Source organism: Pseudomonas sp. B22(2017), from assembly GCF_002113105.1.
GTDB lineage: Bacteria > Pseudomonadota > Gammaproteobacteria > Pseudomonadales > Pseudomonadaceae > Aquipseudomonas > Aquipseudomonas asiatica.
Genome location: NZ_NEJN01000003.1, coordinates 294,978 through 311,864, shown reverse-complemented (window position 1 = coordinate 311,864; position 16,887 = coordinate 294,978). Strand labels below are relative to the sequence as shown.

General features: G+C 64.8%; 13 protein-coding genes. 9 read left to right on the top strand and 4 right to left on the bottom strand.

The window, feature by feature from the left end; translation table 11 throughout:
* Window positions 1-52: 52 nt before the first annotated feature.
* The 3 genes from gatB to gatC are packed head-to-tail and all read right to left on the bottom strand — an operon-like array spanning window position 53 to window position 3,264.
* Complete coding sequence (gene gatB, locus CAG18_RS09010) at window positions 53-1,498, bottom strand: Asp-tRNA(Asn)/Glu-tRNA(Gln) amidotransferase subunit GatB (RefSeq protein WP_013971062.1); 1,446 nt, start codon at window positions 1,496-1,498, stop codon at window positions 53-55.
* A gap of 11 nt (window positions 1,499-1,509) precedes the next feature.
* Complete coding sequence (gatA, locus tag CAG18_RS09005; RefSeq protein WP_024086328.1) at window positions 1,510-2,961, bottom strand: Asp-tRNA(Asn)/Glu-tRNA(Gln) amidotransferase subunit GatA; 1,452 nt, start codon at window positions 2,959-2,961, stop codon at window positions 1,510-1,512.
* A 15-nt stretch (window positions 2,962-2,976) separates the two neighbouring features.
* Window positions 2,977-3,264: an Asp-tRNA(Asn)/Glu-tRNA(Gln) amidotransferase subunit GatC gene (gatC, locus tag CAG18_RS09000; protein WP_003255165.1), complete on the bottom strand. Its 288-nt coding sequence runs from the start codon at window positions 3,262-3,264 to the stop codon at window positions 2,977-2,979.
* A gap of 205 nt (window positions 3,265-3,469) precedes the next feature.
* Between gatC and mreB the strand changes: the two genes are divergently transcribed.
* The 8 genes from mreB (at window position 3,470) to tldD (ending at window position 14,721) form a co-directional block, all read left to right on the top strand.
* Window positions 3,470-4,507 (top strand): rod shape-determining protein MreB, encoded by a 1,038-nt coding sequence (gene mreB / locus CAG18_RS08995; protein WP_003255163.1) that lies wholly within the window; start codon window positions 3,470-3,472, stop codon window positions 4,505-4,507.
* Between the two features lie 226 nt (window positions 4,508-4,733).
* Complete coding sequence (gene mreC / locus CAG18_RS08990) at window positions 4,734-5,738, top strand: rod shape-determining protein MreC (RefSeq protein ID WP_371807311.1); 1,005 nt, start codon at window positions 4,734-4,736, stop codon at window positions 5,736-5,738.
* Window positions 5,738-6,226 carry a rod shape-determining protein MreD gene (gene mreD / locus CAG18_RS08985; RefSeq protein ID WP_015269051.1) on the top strand — a complete coding sequence of 163 codons (489 nt, stop codon included), beginning with the start codon at window positions 5,738-5,740 and terminating at the stop codon, window positions 6,224-6,226. Before mreC ends, mreD begins: the two co-directional genes overlap by 1 nt.
* Before the next feature lie 33 nt (window positions 6,227-6,259).
* Window positions 6,260-6,991, top strand: a complete 732-nt coding sequence (locus tag CAG18_RS08980) for a nucleoside triphosphate pyrophosphatase (protein ID WP_085720763.1) — start codon at window positions 6,260-6,262, stop codon at window positions 6,989-6,991.
* A 54-nt stretch (window positions 6,992-7,045) separates the two neighbouring features.
* Window positions 7,046-8,503 carry a ribonuclease G gene (gene rng, locus CAG18_RS08975; protein ID WP_013971067.1) on the top strand — a complete coding sequence of 486 codons (1,458 nt, stop codon included), beginning with the start codon at window positions 7,046-7,048 and terminating at the stop codon, window positions 8,501-8,503.
* An 82-nt stretch (window positions 8,504-8,585) separates the two neighbouring features.
* On the top strand, window positions 8,586-12,419 hold the full coding sequence (locus tag CAG18_RS08970; RefSeq protein ID WP_054573149.1) for a YhdP family protein: 3,834 nt from the start codon (window positions 8,586-8,588) through the stop codon (window positions 12,417-12,419).
* 8 nt (window positions 12,420-12,427) lie between these two features.
* Entirely contained in the window at window positions 12,428-13,279 is an 852-nt protein-coding gene (locus CAG18_RS08965; RefSeq protein WP_085720762.1) for a carbon-nitrogen hydrolase family protein, read from the top strand.
* A gap of 2 nt (window positions 13,280-13,281) precedes the next feature.
* Window positions 13,282-14,721, top strand: a complete 1,440-nt coding sequence (gene tldD, locus CAG18_RS08960) for a metalloprotease TldD (RefSeq protein WP_054573148.1) — start codon at window positions 13,282-13,284, stop codon at window positions 14,719-14,721.
* 118 nt (window positions 14,722-14,839) lie between these two features.
* Here tldD and yjgA read toward each other — a convergent pair whose 3' ends face one another.
* On the bottom strand, window positions 14,840-15,361 hold the full coding sequence (gene yjgA / locus CAG18_RS08955) for a ribosome biogenesis factor YjgA (protein ID WP_003255152.1): 522 nt from the start codon (window positions 15,359-15,361) through the stop codon (window positions 14,840-14,842).
* Window positions 15,362-15,469: 108 nt separating this feature from the next.
* Between yjgA and pmbA the strand changes: the two genes are divergently transcribed.
* On the top strand, window positions 15,470-16,816 hold the full coding sequence (gene pmbA / locus CAG18_RS08950; RefSeq protein WP_085720761.1) for a metalloprotease PmbA: 1,347 nt from the start codon (window positions 15,470-15,472) through the stop codon (window positions 16,814-16,816).
* Window positions 16,817-16,887 lie beyond the last annotated feature (71 nt).

Genomic DNA, 16,887 nt, shown 5'->3' with positions numbered 1-16,887 from the left:
TGGGAGCGGGCAAGCCCGCGAACGAGGGCAAAGCCCTCGCAGCATATTCAGATCACCCTTCGAGCTTGGCCTTGAGCAATTGGTTCACTTGCCCCGGGTTGGCCTTGCCCTTGGAGGCTTTCATCGCCTGGCCGACAAAGAAGCCGAACATCTTGCCACGCTTGGCCTCGTCGGCCGCGCGGTACTGTTCGACCTGCTCGGCGTTTGCCGCCAGCACCTCGTCGAGCATCTTGTCGATCGCACCGGTATCGGTGACCTGCTTCAGGCCCTTGCTTTCGATGATACTGTCGGCATCGCCTTCACCGGCGGCCATGGCCTCGAACACAGTCTTGGCGATCTTGCCGCTGATGGTGTTGTCGCGAATACGCAGCAGCATGCCGCCCAGCTGTGCGGCGCTGACCGGCGCCTGGTCGATCTCGATGCCCAGCTTGTTCAGCAGGCTACCCAGTTCGACCATGACCCAGTTGGCAGCCAGCTTGGCATCGCCACCGATCTTCACCACTTCCTCGAAGTAGTCCGCCTGCTCGCGGCTGGAAGCCAGCACGTTGGCGTCGTAGGCCGACAGGCCGTACTGGTTCTGGAAGCGCTCGACCTTCTGCGTCGGCAGTTCCGGCAAGCCGGCGCGGACGGTCTCGAGGAAGCTGTCCTCGATCACCACCGGCAGCAGGTCCGGGTCGGGGAAGTAACGGTAGTCGTTGGCTTCCTCCTTGCTGCGCATGGAGCGGGTCTCGTCCTTGTTCGGGTCGTACAGACGGGTTTCCTGTACCACCTTGCCGCCGTCCTCGATCAGGTCGATCTGGCGCTGGATCTCGCTGTTGATCGCGCGTTCGATGAAGCGGAACGAGTTGACGTTCTTGATCTCGCAGCGGGTGCCGAACTCGGCCTGGCCTTTCGGGCGGATCGACACGTTGCAGTCGCAACGCAGCGAGCCTTCGGCCATGTTGCCGTCGCAGATGCCCAGGTAACGCACCAGCGCGTGGATTGCCTTGACGTAGGCCACGGCTTCCTTGGCGCTGCGCATGTCGGGCTCGGAGACGATTTCCAGCAGCGGGGTGCCGGCACGGTTCAGGTCGATGCCGGTGGAGCCGCTGAAGTCTTCGTGCAGGCTCTTGCCGGCATCTTCTTCCAGGTGCGCGCGGGTTACCCCGATGCGCTTGATGGTGCCGTCTTCCAGGGCGATGTCGAGGTGGCCCTTGCCGACGATCGGCAAGTCCATCTGGCTGATCTGGTAGCCCTTTGGCAGGTCCGGGTAGAAGTAGTTCTTGCGCGCGAACACGTTGCGCTTGCCGATCTCGGCATCGATGGCCAGGCCGAACATGCACGCCATGCGCACGGCTTCCTGGTTCAGCACCGGCAGTACGCCAGGCATGCCCAGGTCAACCAGGCTGGCCTGGGTGTTCGGCTCGGAACCGAAGGTGGTGGCGCTGCCGGAGAAGATCTTCGACTGGGTGGCGAGCTGAGTGTGGATTTCCAGCCCGATCACAACTTCCCATTGCATGTGTGAATTCCTCAGAAGCCGTTGGGGGCGCGGGTGTGCCAGTCGGTCACTTGCTGGTAGCGGTGCGCGACGTTGAGCAGGCGGCCTTCCTGGAAGTATGGCGCCAGCAGCTGCACGCCAACCGGCAGGCCATCGACGAAGCCGGCCGGCATCGACAGGCCCGGCAGGCCCGCCAGGTTGGCGGTGATGGTGTAGACGTCTTCCAGATAGGCGGCGACCGGGTCGCTGCTCTTGGCGCCGAGCTTCCAGGCCGGGTTTGGTGTGGTCGGGCCGAGGATCAGGTCGACGTCGTTGAAGGCGGCCATGAAGTCGTTCTTGATCAGGCGGCGGATCTGCTGAGCCTTCACGTAGTAGGCATCGTAGTAGCCGGCCGACAGGGCGTAGGTGCCGACCATGATGCGGCGCTGCACTTCGACACCGAAGCCTTCGCCACGCGAACGCTTGTACAGGTCGGTCAGGTCTTTCGGGTTCTCGCAGCGGTAGCCGAAGCGCACGCCATCGAAACGCGACAGGTTGGACGAGGCTTCAGCGGGGGCGATCACGTAGTAGGCCGGGATGGCGTGCTGCATGTTCGGCAGGCTGATTTCCTTGACCACCGCGCCGAGCTTTTCCAGCTCCTTGACGCTGGCCTGGACCAGGTCGGCGATGCGTGGGTCGAGGCCGGCACCGAAGTACTCCTTCGGCAGGCCGATGCGCAGGCCTTGCAGCGAAGCATTCAGGTTGGCGCTGTAGTCCGGCACCGGCTCTTCGATGCTGGTGGAGTCCTTGGCGTCGAAACCGGCCATGCCTTGCAGCAACAGGGCGCAGTCTTCGGCGGTACGGGCCAGCGGGCCGCCCTGGTCGAGGCTGGAGGCGTAGGCGATCATGCCCCAGCGCGACACGCGGCCGTAGGTTGGCTTGAGGCCGGTGAGGTTGGTCAGTGCCGCCGGTTGGCGGATGGAGCCGCCGGTGTCGGTGCCGGTGGTGGCTGGCAGCAGGCGTGCAGCCACAGCCGCGGCCGAACCGCCCGACGAGCCGCCCGGGACGTGCTCAAGGTTCCATGGGTTCTTCACCGCGCCGTAGTGGCTGGATTCGTTGGCCGAACCCATGGCGAATTCGTCCATGTTGGTCTTGCCCAGGGTGACCATGCCGGCTTCGGCCAGCTTGGCAACCACGGTGGCGTCATACGGCGCCTTGAAGTTGTCGAGCATCTTCGAGCCGCAGCTGGTGCGTACGCCGTTGGTGCAGAACAGGTCCTTGTGGGCGATCGGGGCACCCAGCAGCGCGCCGGTTTCGCCAGCGGCGCGACGGGCGTCGGCGGCACGCGCCTGGCCCAGGGCCAGGTCTTCGGTGACGCTGATGAAGCTGTTGATCTGCGGGTCGAGCTGCTTGATGCGCGCCAGCAGGGCGCCGGTCAGCTCTTCGGAGGAAAACGACTTGTCGGCGAGTCCGCGGGCGATCTCGGCCAGGGTCAATTGATGCATGGCAGGCACTATCCCTTACTCGATGACTTTGGGAACCAGGTACAGACCGCTTTCGGTCGACGGCGCGATGGCCTGGTAGGCGTCGCGCTGGTTGCTTTCGGTGACCTGGTCGGGACGCAGGCGCTGGCTGGCCTCCAGGGGGTGGGCCAGTGGCTCGATGCCAGTAGTGTCGACCGCTTGCATCTGGTCGACCAGCCCGAGAATGCTGTTCAGTGCGTCAGTAATGCGTGGCAGTTCGCCATCATTCAGGCCCAGACGGGCCAGATGGGCGATCTTTTCCACGTCGCAGCGTTCAAGCGCCATGGGGATCTCCAGGGGAAACAAAGACCGGAATTCGGGTCCGCAGTGAGGAACATGTCAGCTTTCTGGCGGTCTAACGGCCGCGAAATTCTGCTGGCGTGCTCGGAAAAACAGCCAATTTAACATATTGGCTCCTTGCCCAAAATCCCTGCCATTGTTAGAGTTTGCCGCACTTTTTTACCCACGCTTTCCCCAGGGTCACTTTCCCATGTTCAAGAAACTGCGTGGCATGTTTTCCAGCGATCTGTCCATCGACCTGGGTACTGCCAACACCCTTATTTACGTGCGTGAGCGCGGTATCGTCCTGAATGAGCCCTCGGTTGTTGCCATCCGTACCCATGGCAACCAGAAAAGCGTCGTCGCCGTCGGTACCGAAGCCAAGCGCATGCTGGGCCGTACGCCTGGCAACATTGCTGCCATTCGTCCGATGAAGGACGGCGTCATCGCCGACTTCAGCGTCTGCGAAAAAATGTTGCAATATTTTATCAACAAGGTTCACGAGAACAGCTTCCTGCAGCCGAGCCCGCGCGTGCTGATCTGCGTGCCGTGCAAGTCGACCCAGGTAGAGCGCCGCGCCATTCGCGAATCGGCGCTGGGTGCCGGTGCCCGTGAAGTGTTCCTGATCGAAGAGCCGATGGCCGCCGCCATCGGTGCCGGCCTGCCGGTCGAAGAAGCCCGCGGTTCGATGGTCGTCGATATCGGTGGTGGTACCACTGAAATCGCGCTGATCTCCCTGAACGGCGTGGTCTATGCCGAATCCGTCCGCGTTGGCGGCGACCGCTTCGACGAAGCCATCGTCACCTACGTGCGCCGCAACTACGGCAGCCTGATCGGCGAGTCCACCGCCGAGCGCATCAAGCAGGAAATCGGTACTGCCTACCCGGGCGGCGAAGTACGTGAAGTCGACGTGCGCGGCCGCAACCTGGCCGAGGGCGTACCGCGTGCCTTCACCCTGAACTCCAACGAAGTGCTCGAAGCGCTGCAGGAATCCCTGGCGACCATCGTCCAGGCGGTCAAGAGTGCCCTGGAGCAATCGCCGCCCGAGCTGGCCTCGGACATCGCCGAGCGTGGCCTGGTGCTGACTGGTGGTGGCGCGCTGCTGCGTGACCTCGACAAGCTGCTGGCCCAGGAAACCGGCCTGCCGGTGATCGTCGCCGAAGACCCGCTGACCTGTGTCGCCCGTGGCGGCGGTCGCGCCCTGGAGATGATGGACAAGCACGCGATGGACCTGCTCTCCAGCGAGTGATTCCGCTCGCTGTTCACGAGCGCCCGGTTTACAGGTAGTACGCACAGTGCTACCTGTATGTGCTGGGCTGGCGCCCGTTCGGGGCGCCGTATCCGTCAACCCGCAACCAGGCTGGTGCGTTGTCCCATGTCCAATGACCTCCTGAGTCGTCCACGAGGAACGGCCCATTAAACCGCTTTTCTCCAAGGGCCCTTCGCTGGGCGTTCGCCTGCTCGTCCTGGTGGTGATGTCGGTCGCGTTGATGGTTGTCGACGCGCGCTTCGACGTGCTCAAACCAGTGCGCAGCCAGATGGGCCTGGTACTCATGGAGTCGTACTGGATCACCGACCTGCCGCAGCGTGCGTGGCAAGGTGTGGCCGGCCAGTTCGGCAGCCGCACCGAACTGATCGCCGAAAACGAAAAGCTCAAGACCGAAGCCCTGCTGCTGCAGGGGCGCCTGCAGAAACTGGCGGCCCTGACCGAGCAGAACGTGCGCCTGCGCGAGTTGCTCAACTCTTCGGCGCTGGTAAACGAAAAGGTCGAAGTGGCAGAGCTGATCGGTGTCGATCCCAACCCGTTCACCCACCGCATCCTGATCAACAAGGGCGAACGTGATGGCGTGTTCCTTGGCCAGCCGGTGCTCGATGCCCGTGGCCTCATGGGCCAGGTGGTCGAGCTGATGCCGTACACCTCGCGCGTACTGTTGCTGACCGATACCACCCATAGCATCCCGGTGCAGGTCAACCGCAACGGCCTGCGCGCCATCGCCAGCGGCACCGGCAACCCGGAGCGCCTGGAACTGCGCCATGTGGCCGATACCGCCGACATCAAGGAAGGCGACCTGCTGGTCAGTTCCGGCATGGGGCAACGGTTCCCGGCCGGCTACCCGGTGGCCACGGTCAACGAAGTGATCCACGATTCCGGCCAGCCGTTCGCCATCGTTCGTGCCATCCCCACCGCCGCGCTCAACCGTAGCCGCTACATGCTGCTGGTGTTCAGCGACCGGCGCAGCCCGGAACAGCGCGCCACCGATGCCGCCATTGCGCAGGAAGAGGCTGACCGCAAGGGCACCTCGGCCGCAGGCCAGCCGGCCACGACGGGTGAGCAGGGCGCACCAGCTGGCAGCGCCCCTGCCGCGCCGGCCACATCAGCGGCCCCGACAGCCCCGGCTGCACAGCCTGCAGCTCCGGCGGCGGCACCTGCCACGCCGGCTGCCGCGCCTGCCGCACCCGCTCACACCCGGAGGCAATGATGGCTGCATCACGCCGCAACAACGGCTGGGTCATCTGGCTGACTTTCGCCATCGGCCTGCTGCTCAGCGTCTCGCCCATGCCGCAGTTCATGGAAGTGTTCCGGCCCATGTGGCTGGCCTTGCTGGTGTCGTTCTGGACCCTCGCCGTCCCGAACAAGGTCGGCATGACCACCGCGTTCGTGCTGGGCCTGGCCGAGGATGTGCTGTACGGCACCCTGCTGGGGCAGAACGCGCTGATCCTCACCCTCATCACCTTCCTGGTGCTGTCGTTGCAGCAGCGCCTGCGCATGTTCCCCATGTGGCAGCAGAGCCTGGTGATCCTGGTGATCTTCGGCATTGCCCAGCTGATCCAGCTGTGGCTCAGCGCGCTGACCGGCAACCGTCTGCCCACCCTGGCGCTGGTCTGGTCGGCGGTGATCAGTGCCTTGCTCTGGCCGTGGATCAGCTTCGCCCTGCGCGACCTGCGCCGACGCTTGCATATCAACTGACGGCGCCGCCGCGACTGACAGGGAGATGTCTGCATGAACCCGCTATACCTGGCCTCCGGCTCGCCCCGTCGTCGTGAACTGCTGACCCAGATCGGTGTGCCGTTCAGCGTCGTCAGTGCCCCCATCGATGAAACCCCACTGCCCGATGAAAGCGCACCGGCCTACGTCGAGCGCCTGGCCCGGGCCAAGGCTGCCGCTGGCCTGGCTAGCCTGGAACATCCAGTGCAGGCCATTCGCGGGCATGCCCGCTCCCACAGGTCCGATGATGGCCTGGAGGGCAGCGCCGTCCCTGTGGGAGCGGGCGTGCCCGCGAATAGCCACACCGCAGCCCTGGAAAATCGGGCTGTGGTGCTGGGTGCAGACACTGCCGTGGTGCTCGATGGTCGTATTCTCGGCAAACCGGAAAACCGCGAAGATGCCCTGGCCATGCTGGCCGGTCTGTCGGGCCGCGAGCACCAGGTTCTGACCGCGGTCGCCCTGAGCGATGGCCAGCGCGTGCACAGCCTGTGCGTCACCAGCAAGGTGCGCTTCCGTGCAATCAGCGCCGAGGAAGCGCAACGCTACTGGGCCAGCGGCGAGCCCGCGGACAAGGCCGGCGGCTATGCCATCCAGGGGTTGGGCGCGGTGTTCGTCACCGGCCTTTCCGGTAGCTACTCGGCGGTGGTCGGCTTGCCCCTCAGCGAAACGGCCGAACTGCTTGGCCAATTCGGCATTGCCTGCTGGCAATCGCCCGCGCATACGCCAGAGGTAACAAACCAGCGGTAGCCAGCACTGCATACGCCATCCATCATTACCCAAGACCTTTGACGAGAGCCTGCCATGAGTGAAGAGATCCTGATCAACATCACCCCGATGGAGTCGCGCGTGGCGGTGGTGGAAAACGGGGTGCTGCAGGAAGTGCATGTCGAGCGCACCCAGCGCCGGGGCATCGTCGGCAATATCTACAAAGGCAAGGTGGTGCGTGTGCTGCCGGGCATGCAGGCGGCCTTCGTCGACATCGGCCTTGAGCGCGCGGCATTCATCCATGCCTCGGAAATATCCCAGCGCGAAGGCTCGGCGGTAGAGAACATCACCGCCCTGGTGCACGAGGGCCAGGCCCTGGTGGTACAGGTGACCAAGGACCCGATCGGCACCAAGGGCGCGCGCCTGACCACCCAGCTGTCGATCCCGTCACGCTACCTGGTGTACATGCCGCGCAGCAGCCATGTCGGCATTTCCCTGAAGATCGAAGACGAAGCCGAGCGCGAGCGCCTCAAGCAGGTAGTCAGCGACTGCATGGAAAGCGAGAACATCAAGGACGCCGGTGGCTTCATCCTGCGCACCGCCGCCGAAGGCGCACGCGCTGAAGAGATCCTGCAGGACATTCGCTACCTGCGCCGCCTGTGGGAGCAGATCGGCACCCAGATCAAGACCTGCGGTGCGCCCACGGTCATCTACGAGGACCTGGGCCTGGCCCTGCGTACCTTGCGTGACCTGGTCAACCCCAAGATCGAGAAGATCCGCATCGACTCGCGGGAAACCTTCCAGAAGACCACGCAGTTCGTTGGCGAACTGATGCCGGAAATCGCCGACCGCCTCGAACACTACCCGGGCGAACGGCCGATTTTCGACCTGTACGGCGTCGAGGACGAGATCCAGCGTGCACTGGAGCGCAAGGTGCCGCTGAAGTCCGGTGGCTACCTGGTGGTCGACCCGGCTGAAGCGATGACCACCATCGATGTGAACACCGGCGCCTTCGTCGGCCATCGCAACCTTGAAGAGACCATCTTCAAGACCAACCTCGAGGCCGCCACCGCCATCGCCCGGCAACTGCGCCTGCGCAATATCGGCGGCATCATCATCATCGACTTCATCGACATGGAAGACGAGGAGCACCAGCGCCAGGTGCTGCGAACGCTGGAAAAGCAGCTGGAGCGCGATCACGCCAAGACCAACATCATCGGCATCACCGAGCTGGGCCTGGTGCAGATGACCCGCAAGCGCACACGCGAAAGCCTGGAACAGGTGCTGTGCGAGCCCTGCCTGGCCTGTCAGGGCCGTGGCAAGCTGAAAACCCCCGAGACCATCTGTTACGAAATCTTCCGCGAGATCCTGCGCGAGGCCCGTGCATATCAGGCCGAAGGCTACCGCGTGCTTGCCAACCAGAAGGTGGTCGATCGGTTGCTGGATGAAGAATCCGGTAACGTCGCGGAGCTGGAAGCCTTTATCGGCCGAACCATTCGTTTCCAGGTGGAGTCGATGTATTCGCAGGAACAATACGATGTGGTGCTGCTCTGAGGCCTTCTGAAACGCGCCGCAGGTGGCCCGGGCTGGAAAATCCGGGGCTACGGGCCATCATGGATAAACGACCTGGAGGGCCATGGCCATGGGACGTCTGAACCGCGTTCTTGTCGCCTTGACCCGCTGGGGGCTGGGCGTTTGCGCCCTGCTGGCGGTGCTGGTGGCACTGTATGTCAGCCTCGGCCGCGAACTGGTGCCGTTGGTGGCCGAGTATCGCGCCGATGTGGAAAGCAAGGCCGAGCAGGCTTTGGGCCTGCCCGTGCACGTTGGTGCCCTGGAAGGCCGCTGGAGCGGCCTGGCACCGGTGCTGCGGGTGCGCGACCTGCAACTGGGCGATGGGGCGACGGCCCTGCGCCTGGACGACGTCAAGGTAGTCCCCGATGTCTGGGCCAGCCTCACTGCCCGAGAAGTACGCCTGGCACGCATTCAGTTGGGCGGCCTGCAGTTGATCCTGCGCGAGAACGAGCAGGGCGCCTGGAACCTCGAAGGCCTGCCGAAGAAGGACGATGCGCCGCTCGACCCCGCCGAGTTGTTGCAGCGCCTGCGCCAGTTGGGCCGCATCGATGTGTTCGACAGTCAGGTCACCCTGCACCCCTGGCAGCGCGACCCGTTGACCCTCACTTATGTGAGCGTTGGCCTGCAGGCCGGAGCTTCGCGCCATGCCCTGGATCTGCGCGCGACCCTTCCCGATGGCCAACCGCTTTCGCTGAACCTGCGCAGTCGTGCCACGCCCAGCGCCTGGCGCGACGGCAAGGTCGAAGCCTACCTGAGCCTGCCACAGAGTGACTGGGCGCGTTGGCTGCCGCCACGCCTGCTGGGCCAGTGGCATGCCGACGCCCTGCGGGCGGGCGGCGAGTTCTGGGTCGACTGGAGCAAGGGGCAGTTGCAGCAGGCCGTTGTACGCCTCAATGCACCGGAGCTGCACGGTGCCTATGCCGGGCGCAAGGCGGCCAGGCTGAACAACCTGGCGCTGGGTGCCTGGTTCCTGCGCCAGGAACAAGGCTTCGATGTGGTAGTCGACTCCCTGGCCATGGACGTCGGCAAGACCCGTTGGGAGTCGCACCTGCAATTGCAGCAGCGTCCAGGCGAGGACGCTGCCGCGGAAAGCTGGAACGTGCAGGCCGACCGCCTCGACCTCACGCCGTTGACACCGCTCGTCGATGCCCTGGCGCCACTGCCGGACAAGGTCATGGCCGTGGTCGATGGCCTGAATGTGACCGGCGCGTTGCGCAATGTGCGTCTGGTAGCCCGGCCCAAGGCAGAGGGTGACCAGCGCCTGCAGTTCGAAGCCAACCTGGAGAAGGTCGGTTTCGATGCCTATCACAATGCCCCGGCAGCCGGTAACGTCAGCGGCAGCATCAGCGGAGACCTTGGTCATGGCGAACTGCGCCTTGATACCGATGCGTTCATGCTGCACCTGTACCCGATCTTCGCCAAACCCTGGCATTACCAGAAGGCCAATGCGCGCCTGACCTGGGCCCTGGACAAGGAGGGTTTCACCCTGGTCGCGCCTTACCTCAAGGTACTGGGCGAGGAGGGCAAGATCGCCGGTGACTTCCTCATTCGCCTGTTGTTCGAAGAAGGCCGTGAAGACTACATGGACCTGCGCGTCGGCCTGACCGAAGGTGATGGCCGCTACACCGCCAAGTACCTGCCCGAGGTGCTCAGCCCGGCACTCGACGAATGGCTGCGCAGTGCGATCGTCAAAGGCACGGTGGACGAAGGCTACTTCCAGTACCAAGGCTCGCTGAACCATGGTGTCGCGCCGGAAGCCCGCAGCATCAGCCTGTTCTTCAAGGTGCGTGATGCAGCCCTGGACTTCCAGCCGGGCTGGCCGCAGGTGCAGCACGTGGATGGCGATGTGTTCATCGAGGACAGTGGTGTGCGCGTCAAGGCCCAGCGTGGCGTACTCCTCGACACCAAGGTCAGTAATGTGAGCGTCGATATCCCGCATGTCGACGAGGGCCAGCAAAGCCACCTGTACCTCGATGGTGACTTCGACGGGAGCTTGGGCGATGGCCTGAAGATCCTCAAGGAGGCTCCAATCGGCACCGGCGAGATATTTGCCGGCTGGGAGGGCGAGGGGCCGCTCAAGGGCAAGGTCAAGCTCGACATTCCGCTGGCTCGCGGGCAGCGGCCGAAAGTGCAGGTAGACTTTGCCACCGACGATGCGCGATTGAAGGTTGCGCCGCCGAGCCTGGAGTTGAGCCGCCTGAAGGGTGACTTCAGCTTTGATTTGGACAAGGGCCTGAGCGGCAAGGGCATCAGCCTGCAGGCCTTCGGCAAGCCGGTGACGGCGCAAATCACCGCCGAAGGCCAGCCCGGGCAGATGCAGACACGCGTCAACGCCAGCGGCCAGGTGTCGCTCAAGGCACTGACCGACTGGCTGCAGTTCAAGCAGGCCTTGCCGGCGTCCGGCGACCTGCCTTACCAGTTGCAGGTCAGCCTGGGTAGCCGGGACAACCGCCTGAGTGTCGATTCCAGCCTCAGGGGCTTGGCCATAGACCTGCCGGCACCGTTCGGCAAGGCAGCGGCCGATACCCGTGACACACGCTTCAGCATGACCCTCCAGGGGCCGGAGCGGCGCTTCGATGTCGCCTACACCGACCTTGCCCGCTTTGCCTACGCCGCGCCGGCCGAGAAGCTGGGGCAGGGCCGTGGCGAGTTGCTGCTGGGCACCGGTAACGCCCAGGTACCTGCCGGCCAGGGCCTGCGAGTGCGCGGGCACCTGGAGACGCTGGACCTGGGGCCCTGGCAGGAACAGGCGGCGCGCCTGGCCGGCGATGACCCGGGCGGTAGCGCGAGGCAGAACCTGCAAGGCGTAGACCTGAGCATCGGCCAGCTGAAAGCCTTTGGCCTGGACCTGAACCAGGCCGTGGTGCGCCTGGCCCGTGGCGGCCCCGCCTGGGATCTGCGCTTCGATAGCAAGGAAGTCATCGGCAACGCCCGGGTGCCGGATGCCAAGGGCGCGCCAATGGTGGTGCGCATGCAGACCTTGCGCCTGCCCGCCGCCAGCGCGGCGGAAAAGCAGGCAGAGGCACAGGCCGAGGAGGGCCCGGACCCGCTGGCTTCGTTCGACCCGCGCAAGGTTCCGGCGCTGGACCTGAGCATTGACAAGCTCTATCGCGGTGACGACCTGTACGGCAGTGCGTCGCTCAAGCTGCGGCCGACCGCGCGTGGCGTGACCGCCAGCGATATAGACCTCGACTTCAAAGGCCTGCGTATCGATGGTGGCGGTGGCTGGGAAGGCGAACCGGGCAGCACCAGCAGCTGGTACAAAGGGCGCCTGGACGGCAAGAACCTGGCGGATGTGCTCAAGGCCTGGGGCTTTGCACCGACCGTGACCAGCCGCGACTTCCGCCTGGATGTGGATGGCCGCTGGCCGGGTTCGCCGGCCTCGGTGAGCCTCAAGCGCTTCTCTGGCAGCATGGACGCAGCACTGCGCACCGGCCAGTTCGTGGAGGTCGAAGGCAGTGCCCAGGCGCTGCGGGTGTTCGGCCTGCTGAACTTCAACTCCATCGGTCGGCGCTTGCGCCTGGACTTCTCCGACCTGTTCGACAAGGGCCTGGCCTACGACCGTGTCAAAGGTTTGCTGGTAGCCAGTGACGGTGTCTATGTGACCCGCGAGCCAATCGCTGTGACCGGCCCGTCGAGCAACTTCGAGCTGGACGGCACACTGGACCTGGTACGCGACCGGGTCGATGCCAACCTGCAGGTGAGCCTGCCAGTGACCAACAACTTGCCGCTGGCGGCCTTGATTGTCGGCGCGCCGGCCGTGGGCGGGGCGCTGTTCCTGGTGGACCGGCTGATCGGTGACCGGGTGTCACGCTTCGCCAGCGTGCACTACCGTGTCGAAGGTCCGGTGAAAGAGCCTAGAATCACATTTGTGAAACCTTTCGAGAAATCCCGCTAGGAGTGCCCATGAAGGCAGCTGTAATCCAGATGGTCAGCCAGGACGATGTGCTGGCCAACCTGCAGCGCGCCGGTGCCCTGTTGGAGCGGGCCGCCTCTGGCGGCGCACGGCTGGCGGTGCTGCCGGAAAACTTCGCTGCCATGGGCCGCAAGGACGCCGCTGCCATCGGCCGCGCCGAAGCGTTGGGCGAAGGGCCGATCCTGCCATGGTTGAAACGCACCGCCCGCGACCTCAAGTTATGGATTGTCGCCGGTACCTTGCCATTGCCACCGGTCGGCCAACCTGAAGCCAAGGCCCATGCCTGCTCGCTGCTGATCGACGAACACGGTGAGGTAGCGGCACGCTATGACAAGCTGCACCTGTTCGATGTGGACGTTGCCGACAATCGTGGCCGTTACCGCGAGTCCGACGACTATGCCCACGGCGCCCAGGTAGTGGTGGCTGATACGCCGGTGGGGCGGCTGGGGCTGAGCGTGTGCTACGACCTGCGCTTCCCCGAACTGTACAGCGCACTGCGCGCCGCCGGCGCGGAACTGATCACTGCGCCGGCCGCCTTCACCGCGGTAACGGGCGCGGCACATTGGGAAGTGCTTGTGCGCGCCCGTGCCATCGAGACCCAGTGCTACCTGCTGGCTGCGGCACAGGGCGGCACCCACCCGGGGCCACGGGAAACCCATGGCCATGCGGCGATCGTCGACCCCTGGGGGCGCATCGTCGCGGAACAGGCGCAAGGTGAAGCGGTGCTGCTCGCCGAGCGCGACATTGACGAACAAGCGTCCATCCGGGCGCGCATGCCGGTGGTATCGCACCGGCGCTTTTTCTCGCAGGGCGCGTTGCGGCCTGCGCACACCTCGGAGTGACTATGAGCCAGATGTTATCCACCGTCAGCGAGCAGCTCCTGGCCCCAGGCGGCTTGACCCTGGACAGCCTGCAGAGCGTGCTGGGTGAGTTGGCCGGCCCCGGCATCGATGCCGCCGACCTGTATTTCCAGGGCCAGATCTCGGAAACCTGGGCGCTGGAAGACGGCATCGTCAAAGAGGGCAGTTTCAACCTCGACCAGGGCGTGGGCGTGCGTGCCCAGTCCGGTGAAAAGACCGGCTTTGCCTACAGCAACGCAATCAACCTCGAAGCGCTGACCTCGGCCGCCCGTGCCGCCCGTTCGATCTCGCGTGCCGGGCAGAACGGCAAGGTGCAGGCCTTCCGCAGCCAGGATGTGACCGCGCTTTACCCGGCGGACAACCCGCTGGATGTGCTCAGCCGTGCCGAAAAGGTCGAACTGCTCAAGCGTGTCGACGCCGCCACCCGCACCCTTGACCCGCGTATCCAGCAGGTCAGTGTGAGCATGGCCGGGGTCTGGGAACGCATCCTGATCGCTGCGGCCGATGGCAGCCTGGCCGCCGACGTGCGCCCGCTGGTGCGCTTCAACGTCAGCGTAATCGTCGAGCAGAACGGCCGCCGCGAGCGTGGCGGGCAGGGCGGTGGCGGGCGTACCGACTACCGCTTCTTCACCGAAGAACGGGTCATGGGCTATGCCCGCGAAGCGCTGCGCCAGGCCCTGGTGAACCTGGAGGCGATCCCGGCACCGGCTGGTACCCTGCCGGTGGTGCTGGGTTCGGGCTGGTCGGGCGTGCTGCTGCACGAGGCTGTCGGCCATGGCCTGGAAGGTGACTTCAACCGCAAGGGCAGTTCGGCGTTCAGCGGCCGCATTGGCGAGAAGGTGGCGTCGAGCCTGTGCACCATTGTCGACGACGGCACCCTCGAAGGCCGCCGTGGCTCGCTGAGCGTGGATGACGAAGGCACCCCGACCGAGTGCACCACGCTGATCGAGAACGGTGTGCTCAAGGGCTACATGCAGGACAAGCTGAACGCGCGCCTGATGGGCATGGCGGTGACCGGCAACGGCCGCCGCGAATCCTACGCGCACCTGCCGATGCCGCGCATGACCAACACCTACATGCGTGCGGGCGAAAGCGACCCGCAGGAAATCATCGCTTCGGTGAAGAAGGGTATCTACTGCGCCAACCTCGGCGGTGGCCAGGTGGACATTACCAGCGGCAAGTTCGTGTTCTCGACCAGTGAGGCCTACCTGATCGAAGACGGCAAGATTACCGCGCCGGTGAAGGGGGCGACCCTGATCGGCAACGGGCCGGAGGCGATGAGCCGGGTGTCGATGGTCGGTAACGACCTGGCGCTGGACAGCGGGGTAGGGACTTGCGGCAAGGACGGGCAGTCGGTGCCGGTGGGGGTCGGGCAGCCGACCTTGAAGCTGGATGCGATCACCGTGGGCGGTACAGGGGCGTGATGGCTTCAGGGACCGCTTTGCGGTCCATTCGCAGCACAAGGCTGCTCCTACAGGGATCGCGTATTTCTGTAGGAGCCGCCTTGTGCTGCGAATGGGCCGCAAAGCGGCCCCATGGCGATCAGCGCAATCCGCGCTGCAGCTCGTCGAGATCGCGGATGTACTTGAACACCTTGCGCGCGGCGGCAGGCGGCTTGTTCCGGGCCTTCTCGTGCTGGGCATGGCGTACCAGCGAGCGCAGCTGCTGGCGGTCGGTGTCGGGGTATTCGTTGACGAAGCGTTCGAGGTCTTCGTCGTTACCGTCGATCAACCGGTCGCGCCAGCGCTCCAGGCTGTGGAAGCGCTCATTGTACTGGCGGGTCGAGCTGTCCATCTGTTCGAGCAGAGCGTGGATGGCATCCAGGTCCTGCACGCGCATCAGCTTGCCGACAAACGACATGTGGCGTTTGCGGGCACCGTGAGCGGTGTGCTTGCTGGCTTCGGCCAGGGCCTTGCGCAGCTCGTCGGTCAACGGCAGGCGAGCCAGGGTATCGGCCTTGAGCGTGGTAAGGCGCTCGCCGAGTTCGACCAGCGCATGCAGCTCGCGCTTGATCTGGGTTTTGCTTTTTTCGCCGTCGAAGGCGTCGTCGTTTGAATCAACCATGGTGGCAGTCCGCTAGAAATCGCCGCCATGATAACCAGTCGGGGGCCGCTTGTCCGGCCCGGTCGTAGAATGACCCTCGCCGAACGCAGAATTTGAGTGGAGAGAACCATGAGTGCAGTCCAGAGCGTAGGTCCGAAGGACCTGCCAGCATTGCAGGAGCAGGTCGAGGCGATCATCGCCGAGGCGCGCCGCCAGGGGGCCAGCGCCTGCGAAGTGGCGGTGTCGCTGGAGCAGGGCCTGTCCACCACGGTACGTCAGCGAGAGGTCGAGACGGTCGAGTTCAACCGCGACCAGGGCTTTGGCATCACCCTCTATGTGGGCCAGCGCAAAGGCTCGGCCAGCACCTCGGCCAGTGGCCCGGAAGCGATCCGCGAAACCGTCGCCGCGGCCTTGGCGATTGCCAGGCATACCTCCGAGGACGAATGTTCCGGCCTGGCCGACGCAGCGTTGATGGCCCGCGATATCCCGGACCTGGACCTGTACCACGACTGGAACCTCGAGCCAGAGAAGGCCATCGAGATGGCCCTGGCCTGCGAAGCGGCGGCGTTCGACGCCGACCCGCGTATCCTCAATGCCGACGGTACCACCCTCAATACACACCAGGGTTGCCGCGTGTATGGCAACAGCCATGGTTTCATCGGTGGCTACGCCTCGACCCGGCACAGCCTGAGCTGTGTGATGATCGCCGAAGGCGACGGCCAGATGCAGCGTGACTACTGGTACGACGTGAACCGGCAGGGCAACCTGCTGGCCGACCCGCGTAGCATCGGCATGCGCGCTGCCCAGCGTGCAGCCAGCCGTCTGGGTGCGCGGCCGGTGCCGACCTGCGAGGTGCCGGTGCTGTTCTCGGCCGAGCTGGCCGGTGGCCTGTTCGGCAGTTTCCTGTCGGCCATCTCCGGTGGCAACCTGTACCGCAAGTCGTCGTTCCTGGAGGGGACCATCGGCCAGCGCCTGTTCCCCACCTGGCTGACCCTCGACGAGCGCCCGCACATTCCGCGGGCACTGGGCAGTGCCGCATTCGACGGCGATGGCCTGGCTACCTATGCCAAGCCGTTCGTCGACAAGGGTGAGCTGGTGTCGTACCTGCTGGGTACCTATTCCGGGCGCAAGCTGGGTTTGCCAAGCACGGCCAATGCCGGCGGCGTGCACAACCTGTTCGTCAGCCATGGGGTCGAAGACCAGGCGGCGCTGATCCGGCGCATGGGCCGAGGGCTGCTGGTGACCGAGTTGATGGGGCATGGCCTGAACATGGTGACGGGTGATTATTCCCGTGGCGCGGCGGGCTTCTGGGTCGAGAATGGCGAGATTCAGCACGCGGTGCAGGAAGTGACCATTGCCGGGAACATGAAAGACATGTTCCAGCAGATTGTCGCGATCGGCAGCGATCTTGAGACCCGCAGCAACATTCACACCGGTTCGGTGCTGATCGAGCGGATGACTGTGGCTGGTAGCTGATCCACAGCCTTTACCGGCCTCTTCGCGGGTAAACCCGCTCCTACAGGTACTGCACAAGACTGAGCCTTATG

Bases quoted from the DNA above. Each gene is read 5' to 3' on its own strand.
- gatB (WP_013971062.1), bottom strand. From the start codon at position 1,498: ATGCAATGGGAAGTTGTGATCGGGCTGGAAATCCACACTCAGCTCGCC.
- CAG18_RS08980 (WP_085720763.1), top strand. From the start codon at position 6,260: ATGAACCCGCTATACCTGGCCTCCGGCTCGCCCCGTCGTCGTGAACTG.
- gatA (WP_024086328.1), bottom strand. From the start codon at position 2,961: ATGCATCAATTGACCCTGGCCGAGATCGCCCGCGGACTCGCCGACAAG.
- CAG18_RS08970 (WP_054573149.1), top strand. From the start codon at position 8,586: ATGGCCATGGGACGTCTGAACCGCGTTCTTGTCGCCTTGACCCGCTGG.
- yjgA (WP_003255152.1), bottom strand. From the start codon at position 15,361: ATGGTTGATTCAAACGACGACGCCTTCGACGGCGAAAAAAGCAAAACC.
- mreB (WP_003255163.1), top strand. From the start codon at position 3,470: ATGTTCAAGAAACTGCGTGGCATGTTTTCCAGCGATCTGTCCATCGAC.
- pmbA (WP_085720761.1), top strand. From the start codon at position 15,470: ATGAGTGCAGTCCAGAGCGTAGGTCCGAAGGACCTGCCAGCATTGCAG.
- tldD (WP_054573148.1), top strand. From the start codon at position 13,282: ATGAGCCAGATGTTATCCACCGTCAGCGAGCAGCTCCTGGCCCCAGGC.
- gatC (WP_003255165.1), bottom strand. From the start codon at position 3,264: ATGGCGCTTGAACGCTGCGACGTGGAAAAGATCGCCCATCTGGCCCGT.
- mreC (WP_371807311.1), top strand. From the start codon at position 4,734: ATGTCGGTCGCGTTGATGGTTGTCGACGCGCGCTTCGACGTGCTCAAA.
- rng (WP_013971067.1), top strand. From the start codon at position 7,046: ATGAGTGAAGAGATCCTGATCAACATCACCCCGATGGAGTCGCGCGTG.
- mreD (WP_015269051.1), top strand. From the start codon at position 5,738: ATGGCTGCATCACGCCGCAACAACGGCTGGGTCATCTGGCTGACTTTC.
- CAG18_RS08965 (WP_085720762.1), top strand. From the start codon at position 12,428: ATGAAGGCAGCTGTAATCCAGATGGTCAGCCAGGACGATGTGCTGGCC.